Source organism: Oceanobacillus indicireducens, from assembly GCF_014647195.1.
In the GTDB taxonomy this organism is placed as follows: Bacteria; Bacillota; Bacilli; order Bacillales; family Amphibacillaceae; genus Oceanobacillus; species Oceanobacillus indicireducens.
Map to the genome: position 1 here is coordinate 26,839 of NZ_BMOS01000029.1, position 15,409 is coordinate 42,247.

Genomic DNA, 15,409 nt, shown 5'->3' on the forward strand with positions numbered 1-15,409 from the left:
AACCGCTTTAAAAGCATTTCGAATAGCCGGTCCTTTTTTATAAAAAAATAATTTATATAAAAGTCGATACTAAGGTCGATACCTGTAAGCTTTTCGGTATTTTTCCGCAGGTTTGTGTAAACTTATTCTCTTGACAAAAACTCACATATATTGTTTAATACACAATATATAGTGTGTTCACTCGTTAATTGATACCATATATTGTTTTAAATATTATAAAACGTGGTACTACATAATTATAACACATTACACATAAAAAGATGAATAAAGGAGTGGTTTCGTGTCGACGATATTAGAAAAAGTGAATGGAATTGATGTTGTTTCATTGAATAAGGATATTGAATTATTTGATGCAGTACATCCGATTACTAGTGATATGAAGCTCACACATAGTGGAGTCTCACGCTTAGTTATGCTCGACAGATACGCTTTTAAAGATACAGGAAAAGCTACATTAAAAACTGGTGATTTTGTTGTTTTAACAGTGAAATCCGATCCTAAATTCCCAGCTAGAGGGTTAGGATTTGTACAAGCAATCAATTGGGAGAAAAATGAAGCAGATATTAAAGTTCTGGATGAATTTGTATCTACCCTCGATAACGAAGTAGAGATGGAAACAGGTATTATCACGCGTTCGCTTGATGTAATTGATAAACCGCTTGAAGTCTTTTATGAGCAAATCGCTAAACGAAATGCGACCGGCTTAGCAGTAGTGGAGGAAACGGAAGAAAAACGTAAAGAATCATTTGAAATGTTTTATAAGGAACTAGCTGATCTTAATTTCGTGCCAGCAGGACGTGTGTTATACGGTGCAGGTGCAAATACGGATGTAACATACTTTAATTGCTATGTGATGCCATATGTAAAAGATTCCCGGGAAGGTATTTCCGATCACCGGAAGCAAGTAATGGAAATCATGTCCCGTGGTGGAGGAGTAGGGACAAATGGTTCAACACTTCGTCCGAGAAACACATTGGCACGCGGAGTAAACGGAAAGTCATCCGGATCCGTATCCTGGCTTGACGATATTGCCAAACTGACTCATTTAGTAGAACAAGGCGGATCGAGACGTGGTAAATCTGCTTAAGTGCCTCGTCTATAAATAAACCTCGTGAATTGCTGGAAACTCTTTTTATGACTTGCTGGCTACAACGTAACTGGAAACGGTAAGCGTGAATGCTTGAAAACAGCAAGTGGTTAAAGACAATCAGCAGCCAAGCACCTGCTCGAATGGTGAAGGTTCAACGACCATCGAAAGCACACTTAAATGTGGAAGCGAGTAGAGTAGGAGTCAAGTGACTCCGAAGTGCGAGGACATTCGAAAGGGAATGTAAGATATGGTCTGAACTTCAGGGTGACCTGGAGAGTTGATGTAACGGATCAACGCAACATAATTGGCGCAAATGATTATGCTTGTGGATTCTCACCCGGATATTATTGAGTTCATCATCTCAAAAATGCAGAATCCGCGTATTTTAAGATATTTAATCGAAAATACAGAAGATGAACAAATCAAAACGCTGGCAAGAGAAAAACTGAACTTCACTCCACTTACAGAGACGGAGATTGATTTATATACAAGTGTACAAAACTATAAAGGTTTCCCAGGTCTTGGAGGATTTACAGAGGCCTCCATGCGTGAGGCTGGGCAGAAGTTAAGAGATGGCGGTTCCTATAGTGTTCATAATCCAGATTTCCTAACAGGAGCTAATATTTCCGTATGTATTACAAAAGAATTCATGGAAGCTGTAGAAAATGACGAAATGTATGAACTGCGCTTCCCGGATGTGGAAAATTATACACCGGAAGAAATGAAAGCATATAACGAAAAGTGGCATGAAGTTGGCGACGTTCGTAAGTGGGAAGCAATGGGTTATGGTGTTCGCGTTTATCGCCGCATCCGAGCTAAAGAACTATGGAACTTAATCAACGTTTGTGCGACCTATTCCGCAGAACCTGGAATTTTCTTTATCGATAATGCGAATGATATGACAAACGCATCAAGCTACGGACAGCAAGTTGTCGCAACAAACCCATGTGGAGAACAGCCACTCGCACCCTACAGTGTATGTAACTTGGCTGCTGTAAACTTAGCGGTAATGGCTGACAAAGTAAACAAAACAGTGGACTATGAGAAACTAAAAGAAACAGTCCGCACCGGAGTTAGAATGCAGGATAATGTTATTGATGCAACACCATATTTCCTTGAAGAAAATAGAAAGCAAGCCCTCGGTGAACGTCGGGTTGGCCTTGGGGTAATGGGGCTGCACGACCTGCTCATCTACACGGAAACGAGATATGGTTCAGAAGAAGGTAACGCACTTGTTGATAAAGTATTTGAAACAATTGCAACGAGCGCTTACCGAGCTTCCATTGAACTTGCAAAAGAAAAAGGCAGTTTCCCGTTCTTGATCGGTGAAACAGATGAAGAAACGAATCGGTTGCGTCATGCATTTATCAATACTGGTTATATGAAAACAATGCCGGAAGATATTCGCGAAGGTATTTTGAAACACGGTATTCGTAACTCCCACTTGCTAACAGTTGCTCCGACTGGAAGCACTGGAACAATGGTTGGGGTATCGACTGGGCTTGAGCCATACTTCTCCTTCTCCTACTTCAGAAGTGGTCGCTTAGGTAAATTTATTGAAGTGAATGCAGCAATTGTTGAGGAGTATTTGGAGAACAATCCAGAAGCAGATAAAGAAAACTTACCAGAATGGTTCGTATCTGCGATGGATCTTTCAGCTGAAGAACATGCGGATACACAATGTGTCATCCAGCGCTGGGTAGACAGCTCTATTTCGAAAACAGTTAACGCTCCAAAAGGCTACACGGTTGAACAAGTAGAAAGTGTCTATCAGAGATTGTACAAGGGAGGAGCAAAAGGCGGAACCGTATATGTTGACGGAAGCCGTGACTCTCAAGTACTGACACTGAAAGCCGAAGAAAATACAGTTGGCGAGCAGACAGAATTGTTCGAAGATGAAACTGATAAGCCGAAAGTTGTTTTAATGGACACAATTCAAGAACTGGATTCTACAAATGTAAATATCGGTTCTGAAATTGGGGATACATGCCCAGTATGTCGCCAGGGAAGCATTGAGGACATTGGTGGATGCAACACATGTACAAACTGTGCTGCCCAATTAAAATGTGGTATATAAAAGTTAAACTAGAAATGGAATTTGATAAAACAACCTCTTAGGTATATAGCCATAAGAGGTTGTTTTTTGCTATTGTATGGGCTAACTCTGCATTTGTCACGTATTAACGCTCTGTAATACCCCTACCTTTAAACAAGAGGGAAAACCAAAAAGGTAAGGTGGGGGATATACAGCCCGTAAATACCTGATTCTGTTCAACTAACATTCAGTGGGGGAGGTAAGGAAACCCCGACTGAATGAAGTTTCACTTTATTTCAACGCGTTTCGTAACAAGTATTTTCAAAAAATAATAAAAATGGTATAGTATGTAGAACCAATATTAGAAAGAGAGTGATAGATGATGACAGTCTGCATCGATAATCCCAATATTAGCAAAAAAAGAGCGGGAGTAGAACGGAGCATTGTCTATATTAATTAATACAGTGTAAAAAAAATTTGCTTCCGCATCAATGAGCGGAGGATAAAAGTTGAATTTTTCAAAACAGAATACTTTTTACGTTTTTTTATGGATAATTGTAAGTCAATTTGTTTCTTTATTGGGATCATCAATGACCCGGTTTGTGTTAGGTATTTGGGTTTATCAGTCTACAGGCCAAGTGCTTAACTTTGCAATGGTTTTGGTTGCAAGTTATTTACCGAGTGTTGTGGTCTCTCCATTTGTTGGTAACTACATTGATCGTAAAGGACCTAGATTGGCTTTGGCTGTCGGTGGGATTTTAGGAACTGGAGTACTCGCGATTGGAACGGTTGTTGCGATGGCTGATGGGCTCATGTTGTTTTTTATTTTTCTTCTGACAATAACATTATCTGTTGTAAGAGCGCTAGAAACGCCTGCCTTACAAACGCTGACACCGATGCTAGTTTCGGAAGAACGCTTGTCACAGGCAAATGGAATGCTTGCATCTGCAACCTCAACAACGAATATTGTTGGACCAGTACTTGGCGGTGCGCTTTATGCCTTTGGTTCAATAGACTGGATTATAGGAATCAATTTTGTCACCTACTTGCTAGGATTAATTGTTGTTCTTATTTTATGGGAACGTCTAGATAAAAAAATTGAGAACGACGATAAAAAGCAACAGACCAGCTTTTGGTTAGATTTAATCAATGGATTTCACTATACATACAGTCATAAAGCATTATTTTCAATGATTATGTTCCATACTTGGCTTAATGTTGCACTAGGGGTAAATAGTGTCATTCGCCAACCTTATATTTTAGACTTTGGTTCAGAAGAGCAGTTTGGGCTTGTGACTTCTTTATTTGGTGTTGGCATGGTGCTTGGTAGTATTGTTATGTCAACCTTGAAAGTAAAAAACAAGATGATTAGGTATGTTCTTTTATCTTCACTGGGGATGGGACTTGCTGTACTCCCGAGCGCATTTAGGGTTGATCGGCTGCATATGGATTGTGATGGGTTTTTTATTGCCGATTACGAATACATTAAGTATTACGCTTATTCAGCGTAATACAGATCCTGTATACCTAGGTCGAGTATTTTCAATTTCCAGAATGCTTTCATGGGCAACACTTCCGTTAGCTTATGTCATTGGAGGATTAGCAGGAGACTGGCTAGTAAGTTATCAAGTTACATTTATGTTTTTAAATCCGTACGGGTTCTTACTTGTAGTGGCAGGAGTATCTATTGCGGTCATTATTGCCTACTACTCCCTTTTTAGCAGCATTGAAGAGCTAGAGAAAAAACAAAAGACCATATAACGTTGTAAATGAAAACCGGCCTTCTTTAATAGATTGCCGGTTTTCAGGGTCTTTTGAAAAATATGGTAAGAAATTGGGTGAAGTTTAGCAAAATTGATGGAAAGAGGGGGAATGAAACAGAGTGAGTACCCACAATAATAAGATTTAGTACGTTTATTTGTTTTCTACTCTTTTGGATTTTGTTTGATTGTTAGGATATAATCCTCAATCAACGCTTTCTGTAAGCGAAAATATAGCTTTGGAAAATAAATTGGAGGCTTATATAGAAGAACATGAGGAGCAGGCAAAACTTTTCCAGGCGATTATCGATAATTCGCATGTAACAGGAATCTTGTTGACTTATCTTTATTCTTTTTAGTATAATTACTTGTCTCCTTCGTGTTTTTAAGGTATTCTAAAAGTGAAAGAAAAAATTTTGCGTTGGATAAACTTTGATGCACGATGAAATGAGGTGAAGATATGCCAACACCGAGTATGGAAGATTATATTGAGCAAATATATATTCTCATCGAAACCAAAGGATATGCCCGTGTATCGGACATCGCTGAAGAGCTAGATGTTCATCCGTCATCCGTAACGAAAATGATCCAAAAGCTTGATAAAAGTGAATTCGTTAATTATGAGAGATACCGTGGTTTTATGCTGACAGACAAGGGAAAAAAAGTTGGCGAGAGGCTACTATATCGCCATGATCTTCTTGAAGATTTCCTTGAGATAATTGGGGTAAAAGAGGAAAATATTTACGATGATGTCGAAGGTATTGAACATCATTTAAGTTGGAATTCCATCGATCGAATTGATGATTTAGTGAGATATTTTAAAGAAGATGAACAGCGAGTCAAGGATTTAAAAGCACTACAGCAATCGAAGCTAAGTAACTAACACGCGAGCATGCCAACCAATGCCGCGTGTTTTTTTGCATAAACCGGCATGTAGATTGTGTTCAGCCCCTACTGTATTTTGATAACAAAATTCAAAATAAGTTCTAAATACATCCCCATCTTTCGTAAGTATTAATACTACGCAAAAATCAGGGGGAGGATTATGCGAATAGATGCGGTGTTTTCGGGTGGTGGGGTAAAAGCATATGCTTATATAGGTGTACTGGAAAGTATTGAGAAACACCAATTAGAGCTTGAACGTGTCGCCGGGACATCGGCAGGTGCAATCATTTCAGCATTAATAGCAGCTCGCTATACGTATACAGAAATTGAACAAATTATTCGCGAACTCAATGTGAAATTATTTATGGACCCACCGATACTAACGAAATACTTTCCTTTTATGAAATGGGGGTTTCTCTATTTTCAAATGGGAATAAACAAAGGGGACAAATTGGAAGAATGGCTGACCGAAATATTAGCAGCGAAAAATATTCGGACGTTTAAAGATTTGAATGAGGGTTATTTGAAGATCGTTGCAAGCGACTTATCGCTTGGGAGGCTCGTTGTTTTTCCTGACGATCTTATGCCGCACTATGGTCTTGATCCGAACCTTTTCCCAGTAGCAAAAGCGGTACGGATGAGTGCAGGCTTTCCGTATTTCTTCATGCCGAAGAAACTTCCAGGTAAAACAAATAATAAAAGCATTATTGTGGATGGAGGATTGTTAAGTAATTTTCCACTTTGGATTTTTGGACGCAAAAAGCAATTACGGCCCGTTCTTGGTGTGAAATTGACAGAGAAAGATGAAATGTTGAACGAGCCACAAATTATTACAAATGCGCTTAATATGTTTCACGCTCTATTTCTTACGATGAAGAAGGCGCATGATATGCGGTATATTTCGAAAGCAGAGGAAGATAAAATATTATTTATACCTGTACATGATCTTGCGGCAACAGATTTTAACCTGTCAGAAGAGAAAAAAATGGAACTTGCTGCTATAGGGAAAGAGGCAGCAGATCAGTTTCTTAGGGGCTGGTCAGGCTAGAAGCGGATTTAAAAATAAAAGAAGCCGGACCGAGTTACTTAGAAAGTGGCTCGGTCTTTTCCTTTTGTTTTCGATTTATTTCCTTCAATTACCCGTAAATGGGTAGGACGCCTTTTACCTTTCCGTGATCGGTTAGTTTTTCGATTAGCTAAAGGGGTCGGAGTTGGTTTCTTAGGTGCAGCTTGTTGGTATTTTGATTGGGATTGTTTCACTGCTTGTTTATATTTCTTCATTTCATCGGACGAACCTCTTGAACGGTTAACAATAAAATAGAGCAACGCAAAAATAGCGACGGCAAAACCGAGCATCATAGCCATTCCCATTAGAAAATTACGAGTATTTCCGAACAGCTGTGTAATCAATCCGAATACAGCAAGGGCGATAATGATGTAAAAAAGATAAGCTATTTTATTACGCTTCATGAAGAAGTCCTCCTTTCCTTCATAAAAATACACTCTACTAGCTATATACCACAATTAAGCATCGGGAAACTTAGAAGTTACGGAAAGAACTGCACCTGATAAAGTGAAACTTCATTCAGTGGGTTTCCTTACTGTATACCCCCCACTTTCACATGTTGGGCTTCCCTCATGTATAGAAGTGGGGGTTACAGACCGTTAATGCGTGATAAACTATTAACAGTTTTGACCAGTAACATAAAACTATACGTGATAATTCATGTTTCTTATTTGTCTGATATCACTAATGTTTCCCTGCTTTAATTGTACTAAAAATAATAACATAAGACTATTGGTTAAGCTTATTATTATAATGAAATATTGTTTTCCGAGTGAAAGAAAACTTTAGGATTGGTCATACTACTGGTTGAGGTGATCAACTATGGCGGAAAATAAAGATAAGAAGCAAGATACAGCTTCTAACTACTCACTTGGTCGAGCACTTATAATTGGAGCGGTTGGCGGATTTCTATGGAGCTTGTTTCTCGCAGTTTCTTATTTTTTTAACTTGACAGAAGTTGCCCCAAAAACATTTTTATTGAAACCGTGGATACAAGCAGGGTGGTCTGATCGTTTAGTTGGTCATATTGTTGCTATTATTATAGCGAGCATCTTATCTCTTTTCCCGGCGGTTATTTATTTTGGCTTATTCCGGAAAGTAAATTCAATCTGGATGGGGGTTGGGTATGGTATTTTACTTTGGGGGATTACCTTTTTCCTCATGCAACCGCTCCTTCCCTATACAAGACCAATGACGGATCTCAACTTGGAAACATGGGTTACGACTGTGTGTATATTTATATTATATGGTCTCTTCACCGGTTATTCCATTTCCTATGATTATCATGAAACAAAGATACGCAAAATCAGACAAGAGCCGGAAAGTTAGTCTTTAAAAATTACCATTCAAGGTAACATTATGATACACTAAAAAAACGATGAACTATATTGAAAAATTTGATGGGGGAAGAGATGAACGATGGTTAAATTACAGAAACTGCGGGAAAAATTACAAGAAAACAAATTAGACGCTATTATTATTGCTAGCCAAATCAACAGAAGATATATTAGCGGTTTTACCGGTACGGCAGGCGTTGCAATTATATCGGATAAGGACGCTCGGTTTATCACAGACTTCCGTTATACTGAACAAGCAAGTGCACAAGCTGAAGGCTTTCAAGTGATTGAACATAAACAGGGTCTGGATGCCGAAGTGAAAAAGCAATTAAACGATATGAATGTAAACCGGGTAGGCTTTGAAAAAGATTATACTACATATGGGCAATTTGAAACGTATAAAAAAATGTTGGATGTGGAACTAGTTCCAGTCAGCGGTCTTGTGGAAGCTTTACGGATGATTAAGACACCGGAAGAGCTTGCGATTATGAAGCAAGCAGCCGAGATTGCGGATGATGCGTTTGTGCATATCCAATCTTATATCAAACCGGGAGTAAAAGAAATTGAGGTCGCTAATGAGCTGGAATTTTTCATGCGCGGTAAAGGGGCCACATCCTCAAGCTTCGATACGATTGTTGCTTCTGGACACCGTTCTGCCATGCCGCATGGGGTAGCTTCTGAAAAAGTAATCCAAGCAGGGGAACTTGTTACATTAGATTACGGCGCCTTGTACAAAGGATACTGCTCGGATATTACGCGAACAGTAGCAGTTGGTGAAGTTAGTGATGAACTTCGGAAAATTTATGATATCGTGTTAGAAGCGAATATGCGTGGGGTAAGAGAGATTAAACCGGGTATGACCGGAGTTGAAGCGGATGCCATCACAAGAGATTATATTACCGAAATGGGTTATGGGGAGAACTTTGGACACTCGACAGGGCACGGTCTCGGTATGGAGGTTCATGAAGCGCCAGGACTCTCCACACGTTCTAAACAAAAATTAGAACCGGGTATGGTCGTAACAGTAGAGCCAGGAATCTATGTAGCTGGGGTTGGCGGCTGCCGAATTGAAGATGATATTGTCATTACAGAAGAAGGAAATAAACGGTTAACCACCTCATCAAAAGAATTCATTCAATTAGGATGACACATAAGGAGGAAAATTAATGATTTCAGTAAACGATTTTAAAACAGGTCTTACGATTAAAGTAGATGGAGATATTTTGCAAGTAATTGAGTTCCAGCATGTTAAGCCAGGAAAAGGAGCTGCATTTGTCCGTTCGAAATTACGTAACTTGAGGAATGGTAATATCCAAGAAAAAACATTCCGCGGCGGTGAAAAGGTAGAACGTGCTCATATTGAAACGAATAAAATGCAATACTTGTATGCTTCAGGTGATTCCCATGCATTCATGGATACAAATACGTATGAACAAATTGAAATTCCAGGAAGCCGTCTCGAGCATGAATTAAAATTCATCGTGGAAAATATGGAAGTTACAGTTATTTCGTATGAGGGCGAAATTCTCGGAATCGACCTTCCTAAAAACGTGGAGCTTGAAGTTACGGAAACCGAGCCAGGAATTAAAGGCGATACCCAAAGCGGCGGTTCCAAATCAGCTACATTAGAAACAGGTATAACCGTACAAGTTCCATTATTTGTGAATCAAGGGGATAAACTAGTCATTAGTACCGACGAAGGTAAATACGTTTCCCGTGCAAACTAAAATTTATCACGTATTAACGGTCTGTAATACCCCCATCCCCCCATCTTTAAACATGAGGGAAGCCCGAGATGGGAAGGTGGGGGATATACAGTCCGTAAATACCTGATTCTGTTTAACTAACATTAAGTGGGGGGGAGGGAATTCCCCACTGAATGAAGTTTCACTTTATAAAAAAAACAGGGTAGCATTCCACAGGATGCAGCCCTGTTTTTTTGTATGTAATCATATTTTGTTTTATGATTCATACATTTTCTATATAGCCTCGAATGCAATAGAAGAGGAGTAGGAGATTATGATGGAAGAGATTTTACGGATTTTCCCACCAGAAATGAAGAGTCATATTGCTTTAAAAGTTGGCAAGCGCTGGGACAGGCTGGAAGAAATACGCTGCCGTCTTTATCAACCAGTAGAACTGATTTTTGAAGATCAAGTGGAATGGATAACAACAATTGTCCCTGACAAGAGGACGGGTGTTTTTTTGCTAAATCAATTAAGTGAATTTTCCTTGTATCGTATGGAAAATGAATTGCGCGAGGGCTTTATTACGATAGAAGGCGGTCATCGAGTTGGTATCGCGGGAAAGGTGAATACACGGGAAGGATCAGTAAAAGCAATACAACATATTTCTTTCTTCAATATCCGTATTGCACGACAGAAATTAGGGGTGGCCGAATCACTTATGCCTGTACTCTACACCAAAGCGTACGAAAACACATTAATAATTGGCCCGCCCCAGTCTGGAAAAACAACCTTAATTCGTGATATCACCCGGCTTGCATCTAGCGGATGGAAAGATAAATCAGGCAGAAAAGTTGCCGTGATTGATGAACGCTCTGAAATTGGAGCAGCAATTCAAGGGATTCCTCAGCATGATTTAGGAAGCAGGACAGATGTAATGGATGGCTGTCCAAAAGCTGAAGGAATGATGATGATGATCCGATCGATGTCTCCAGAAGTGCTAGTCGTTGATGAGATTGGTGGAAGTAACGACATCAACGCTTTAAACGAAGCGATCCACTCTGGAGTAACTGTTGTTTGCTCGATCCATGGCCAATCGCTGGAAGATTTAAGGAAACGGCCCCTTGTCCGTGAACTCATCGAGACGCGCACATTTAAGCGGTTTGTCGTTTTAGGGAAGCGCAGATCCGAAAGACAAAAAATTCGAGTGTTTGACGAAGCAGGCGAGCGTATTCAATCATTTGGAGATGGCTTGTGATGAAATGGTTAGGAGCAATCATACTTGTTATTGCGACTACTTGTATAGGTTTATACTTCAGCATTCGCTTTGAGAAACGTCCGAAGCATATCAGGCAGTTAGAAAGCGCTCTACAATTGCTCGAAGCAGAAATTACGTACAGTCAAACCCCTTTACAACTCGCATTCCAAACGATTTCCCAACAGTTACCATATCCGATCAGTCATTTTTTTCAGTCACTCAGTGAAGCAATGCTTAAGCAGGAAATCGACTTCAATGTCATCTGGAATGAAAAAACGGAAGAATTGAGAAAGATGACGAGTTTAAAGAAAAATGAAATTGAAGTTCTGAAACAATTCGGAAATTCACTAGGCCAGCACGATTTCATTCAGCAGCAGAAACAAATCCGGCTTGCTTTAACCCATTTGGACCGGGAATTGGAAGAAGCGCGGGATGAATCTTATAAATATAGTAACTTAGCGAGAAGCTTAGGCGTCTTAACAGGAATATTTATCGTGTTATTGCTTTTATAGCGAGAAAGGGGTATGACCATGCTCACCGATATATCTGTTCTTTTCCAAATCGCAGGCATAGGCATTATTGTAGCGCTTATCCATACGATATTAAAGCAGATGGGAAAGGAAGAAATTGCCCAATTCGCTACTTTAATCGGATTTATTATCGTTCTTTATATCGTCATTAATGGACTGCGTGATTTATTTAATCAGATTAAATCGGTATTCCTGTTTTAAAAAGGACAAGTAATAAATCCTTAGGAGATAAAATATGGATATATTACAAATTGTTATTGTTTCCATTATTGCAAGCATTCTTTTCATCCTATTAAAAGATGTGAATCCGACCTTTGCCTTTTTCATTGTTATTGTTGTTGGCATCATGATATTCGCAAGTGTCATCGGGCAAATCCGCTTAATATTCCAAGTAATCCAATCGTTGGGAGATCAAGCAAATGTTCCTGGATTGTATCTTGAAACGATTTTAAAAATAATCGGGATTGCTTATATTGCAGAACTGGGGGCGAGTATGACACAAGATGCCGGTTTACAGTCGGTTGCAAAAAATATCGAACTCGCCGGAAAAATATTTATTTTACTGCTCGCCATTCCAATTATTACATCCGTTATTGAAGCAATCGTTAGTTTCCTTCCAACAGTTTAAGGAGCAATCATATGAGTAGAAAAACGGGTTTCATCTTATTTGTATTCTTATGCAGCTTCTGGATCGGAATCCCGGTACAAGCAGAAGAAGATAGGCAAGAAAATTTTGAGCTGAATGAACAATTACTTGAAGAAATATCCTTGGATGCAGTTGAGGATTATTGGGAAACGCTTGCCAGTGAATATGGCGGTTATATTCCTAATGCAGAGCGGACATCTTTCATCGATATTGTGAAAAATTTGGACAGTCTTTCATTTAAAGAAATCGCACTCGGACTTCTTGATTTTTTGTTCCATGAATTGATTTATAACGGAAAATTATTAGGTAGTCTGTTGCTGCTTACCATTTTTTCTATCATTCTGCAGACGATGCATGCTGCATTTGAAAAAAGCACTGTTAGTAAAATTGCTTATTTCATTGTCTTTCTCGTCCTGATTTTCATTGCCTTATCTAGTTTCTATACGGTAATCACTTACGCAAAACAAACAATTGATACGATGAGCAGTTTTATGATCGGCTTGCTACCGCTCATTCTGGGATTAATGGCGACATTTGGAAATGTATTTGCTGTATCTTTCTTTCATCCGATAATTATATTTCTCATTCATTTCACGGGTGTATTTATTTCATTTTTCGCTTTACCATTATTATCCTTCGCAGCATTGCTTGTCATTATTAGCAGCATTTCAGAAAACTATAAAGTTACAAATCTGGCGAATTTACTTCGGTCTATCACAGTAAGCAGTCTCGGGGTCTTGCTGACCGTCTTCCTTGGAGTTATGTCTGTGCAAGGGGCAGCGAGTGCTGTTCAAGACGGTGTCGCCATGCGGACAGCTAAATTCATTACAGGGAACTTCATTCCGGTAATTGGAAGAACGTTCACAGATGCAGCAGACACGATATTAACCGCTACATTATTACTTAAAAATTCCTTGGGAATTGTTGGGTTGCTAATTATTTTATTAATTTGTCTGTTTCCTGCTATAAAAATCTTAGTTATCGCATTTATTTACAGAGTGGCCGCTGCTGTTCTAGAACCGCTTGGGAAAGGACCGATCATTACGACATTACAGGCGTTAAGCACTTATATACTCTATGTTTTAGCTTGTTTGTTAGCAGTTTCGTTTATGTTTCTGCTTGCGATCGTTTTGATTGTTGCGGCAAGTAATCTAACCCTTCTCTTAAGGTAGTGTGATTGGAATGGAAATGTTAACGAATTGGATTACACAAATTATTATCTTTATATTGGTAGCAACGATTATTGATTTACTCATCCCTAATTTATCAATGGGAAAATATATCAAACTTGTCTTAGGTCTCATTTTAATTCTCATTTTACTATCACCGATATTTTCCTTGTTTAATTTGGACTTCGAGCAAGCTGTTGCTGATACGTACCGAAGCATTTTTGATACAGGAGGTGAAATGGAGGAAGTTCAAGATTCCATTGAATTGCAAAAAAGTGAAATAGAATCGACTCATGATGCATATATTTTAGAAGAAATGGCTGTCCAACTCACATCCCTTACAGACGAAGCATTACAGACAGAATACGATGCCCGCATAACAGACATTAGCTTTGTCTTTGCAGATGAAGCAGAGAAAACGTATGAAGGACTAGATGAAGTAATTGTCTATCTGGAAAAATCGACGGCTAGGGAGGGACAAATAAAACCAGTCGAGAAAATAGTAATCAATGCGGAAGAAGACCAAGAACTGGAAGAAGCGGATGAACCTATTGTCGAACTACTGAGGGATCGCTGGGAGCTGCAAGATAAAAAAATTACTGTTTACTGGGAAGGGGGGGCATCTTGAAACGACTTATTGATAAAATATTTTCCGCAGAGTCAGGACAGAAAAAGCCACTACGGCCAAAATACTTTATTATTCTTGGTTTAGTCGGTGTGCTGCTGCTGCTCATCAGTAATTTATTCCAAAAAGACGACCCGGAAGAAACAGAATTTCATTACGAACCTGAAATAACAGAACAGCAAGCAGAGTCGGGGGAAACATCATCGGAGGCAGTAGCAGATATGGAACAACTTGCAAATGGGTACCAACAAGATTTAGAAACAATGCTTAATAAGATTCAAGGAGTTTCTGAAGCAGAAGTGATGGTTAATCTCGATTCCTCCGATGTCAAAGTGTACGAGCGTAACTTAATATCAGGAACGCAAACGACTAATGAGGAAGACCAAAGTGGTGGTACAAGACAAGTAGAGGATCATACAGAAGATACGCAAGTCGTTTTAGTACGTCAAGGAGATACGGAAAAGCCGCTCCTTGTTCAAACGAAACGGCCGGAAGTAAGAGGAGTATTTGTTGTAGCAAAGGGTGCAGAACAACCGAGTGTAAAAAGTTGGATCATCGAAGCAATTTCCAGTGTCCTGGATGTTCCTTCCCATCGAATTTCTGTTATGCCTAAAGATTAAGGAGGAGAATGATGTTAAAAAAACAGACGGTTTGGTTGTTGACGATGTTAAGTTTATTAATTGTGTTGAGTGTGTATTATATTATGTCGCCGAATGAAGGTGACCTAGCCTTTATTAATCAAGAAGATGAATTAAAAGAAGACGTAGCTGAAACAGATTCCACTTCAGAAGAATTGGCTGAAGCAGAGGTTACCGATATTACAAATGTTGCTGAGGATGAATTATTTACAACGATTCGTATGAAGGTGCAAGATGACCGGAGCAGGGAAAGATCCCGCCTTGAGTCGATCGTAGCTTCTGGTTCAGCAAGTATCGAAGAAAAAAATAATGCATTAGAAGGAATTGATGAAATAGAGACAGTGGAGATGAAGGAAGAAATTCTCGAGGAATCAATACTTGCTGAAGCCGGATATGAAGATGTGTTAGTGAGAAACACTGCTGGCGAAAAGGTTCATGTACATGTCCGAGCAGATGAATTATCCGATGAAGAAGCCTTGCGGATCATGCAAATGGTAAGAGACGAATTCGACCGTGATATTCCAGTCGAAGTCAATTACTAATCATTCCCAAAACCAAAAACGACCCACCCAATCCAGACGCCCCAACGTCTGGATTTCTTGCTGTATCCCTAACAACCAACAGGAACTTACCAAACACTTTCATTCAGCGTAAGTGTCTGGTTCGTTCACTAATTATGGCGTTC

Annotated in this window: 16 protein-coding genes and 2 pseudogenes; 17 read left to right on the forward strand and 1 reads right to left on the reverse strand. The window is 39.3% G+C overall.

Annotation, left to right across the window (positions count from 1 at the left end; genetic code table 11):
• Positions 1–280: 280 nt before the first annotated feature.
• The 6 genes and pseudogenes from IEX94_RS15560 to IEX94_RS15585 form a co-directional block, all read left to right on the forward strand.
• A pseudogene (locus tag IEX94_RS15560) lies at positions 281–1,075 on the forward strand (ribonucleotide reductase barrel domain-containing protein); the annotation flags it as partial.
• A gap of 322 nt (positions 1,076–1,397) precedes the next feature.
• Positions 1,398–3,167: pseudogene (locus IEX94_RS15565) on the forward strand (vitamin B12-dependent ribonucleotide reductase); the annotation flags it as partial.
• 467 nt (positions 3,168–3,634) lie between these two features.
• Positions 3,635–4,636: an MFS transporter gene (locus IEX94_RS15570; protein ID WP_268239596.1), complete on the forward strand. Its 1,002-nt coding sequence runs from the start codon at positions 3,635–3,637 to the stop codon at positions 4,634–4,636.
• Positions 4,593–4,886 carry a hypothetical protein gene (locus IEX94_RS15575; RefSeq protein WP_229782747.1) on the forward strand — a complete coding sequence of 98 codons (294 nt, stop codon included), beginning with the start codon at positions 4,593–4,595 and terminating at the stop codon, positions 4,884–4,886. The genes IEX94_RS15570 and IEX94_RS15575 overlap by 44 nt, the downstream gene beginning before the upstream one ends.
• 459 nt (positions 4,887–5,345) lie before the next feature.
• On the forward strand, positions 5,346–5,768 hold the full coding sequence (gene mntR, locus IEX94_RS15580) for a transcriptional regulator MntR (protein ID WP_156856768.1): 423 nt from the start codon (positions 5,346–5,348) through the stop codon (positions 5,766–5,768).
• Positions 5,769–5,930: 162 nt separating this feature from the next.
• Positions 5,931–6,818, forward strand: a complete 888-nt coding sequence (locus IEX94_RS15585; protein WP_188858725.1) for a patatin-like phospholipase family protein — start codon at positions 5,931–5,933, stop codon at positions 6,816–6,818.
• 38 nt (positions 6,819–6,856) lie between these two features.
• Here the strand turns inward: IEX94_RS15585 and IEX94_RS15590 are convergent, their stop codons facing one another.
• Complete coding sequence (locus tag IEX94_RS15590) at positions 6,857–7,240, reverse strand: SA1362 family protein (protein ID WP_188858727.1); 384 nt, start codon at positions 7,238–7,240, stop codon at positions 6,857–6,859.
• 418 nt (positions 7,241–7,658) lie between these two features.
• On the opposite strand from IEX94_RS15590, the gene IEX94_RS15595 reads away from it, so the two are divergent.
• From IEX94_RS15595 to IEX94_RS15645, 11 genes are all read left to right on the forward strand, one after another.
• Entirely contained in the window at positions 7,659–8,165 is a 507-nt protein-coding gene (locus tag IEX94_RS15595) for a YqhR family membrane protein (RefSeq protein WP_188858729.1), read from the forward strand.
• 90 nt (positions 8,166–8,255) lie between these two features.
• Entirely contained in the window at positions 8,256–9,320 is a 1,065-nt protein-coding gene (locus IEX94_RS15600; RefSeq protein ID WP_188858730.1) for a M24 family metallopeptidase, read from the forward strand.
• Between the two features lie 19 nt (positions 9,321–9,339).
• Positions 9,340–9,900 carry an elongation factor P gene (gene efp, locus IEX94_RS15605; protein ID WP_156856763.1) on the forward strand — a complete coding sequence of 187 codons (561 nt, stop codon included), beginning with the start codon at positions 9,340–9,342 and terminating at the stop codon, positions 9,898–9,900.
• A 292-nt stretch (positions 9,901–10,192) separates the two neighbouring features.
• A complete protein-coding gene (spoIIIAA, locus tag IEX94_RS15610) occupies positions 10,193–11,116 on the forward strand; it encodes a stage III sporulation protein AA (protein WP_229782748.1) in 924 nt (307 codons plus the stop codon).
• A complete protein-coding gene (gene spoIIIAB / locus IEX94_RS15615; RefSeq protein WP_188858740.1) occupies positions 11,116–11,628 on the forward strand; it encodes a stage III sporulation protein SpoIIIAB in 513 nt (170 codons plus the stop codon). Before spoIIIAA ends, spoIIIAB begins: the two co-directional genes overlap by 1 nt.
• 18 nt (positions 11,629–11,646) lie before the next feature.
• Complete coding sequence (spoIIIAC, locus tag IEX94_RS15620) at positions 11,647–11,847, forward strand: stage III sporulation protein AC (protein WP_188858732.1); 201 nt, start codon at positions 11,647–11,649, stop codon at positions 11,845–11,847.
• Between the two features lie 34 nt (positions 11,848–11,881).
• Complete coding sequence (gene spoIIIAD, locus IEX94_RS15625) at positions 11,882–12,274, forward strand: stage III sporulation protein AD (RefSeq protein WP_156858078.1); 393 nt, start codon at positions 11,882–11,884, stop codon at positions 12,272–12,274.
• A gap of 11 nt (positions 12,275–12,285) precedes the next feature.
• On the forward strand, positions 12,286–13,464 hold the full coding sequence (gene spoIIIAE / locus IEX94_RS15630; RefSeq protein WP_188858734.1) for a stage III sporulation protein AE: 1,179 nt from the start codon (positions 12,286–12,288) through the stop codon (positions 13,462–13,464).
• A gap of 10 nt (positions 13,465–13,474) precedes the next feature.
• A complete protein-coding gene (gene spoIIIAF / locus IEX94_RS15635; protein WP_156858080.1) occupies positions 13,475–14,089 on the forward strand; it encodes a stage III sporulation protein AF in 615 nt (204 codons plus the stop codon).
• Positions 14,086–14,706 carry a stage III sporulation protein AG gene (spoIIIAG, locus tag IEX94_RS15640; RefSeq protein WP_188858736.1) on the forward strand — a complete coding sequence of 207 codons (621 nt, stop codon included), beginning with the start codon at positions 14,086–14,088 and terminating at the stop codon, positions 14,704–14,706. Before spoIIIAF ends, spoIIIAG begins: the two co-directional genes overlap by 4 nt.
• 8 nt (positions 14,707–14,714) lie before the next feature.
• Positions 14,715–15,266, forward strand: a complete 552-nt coding sequence (locus IEX94_RS15645; RefSeq protein ID WP_308425616.1) for a SpoIIIAH-like family protein — start codon at positions 14,715–14,717, stop codon at positions 15,264–15,266.
• Positions 15,267–15,409: the final 143 nt, after the last annotated feature.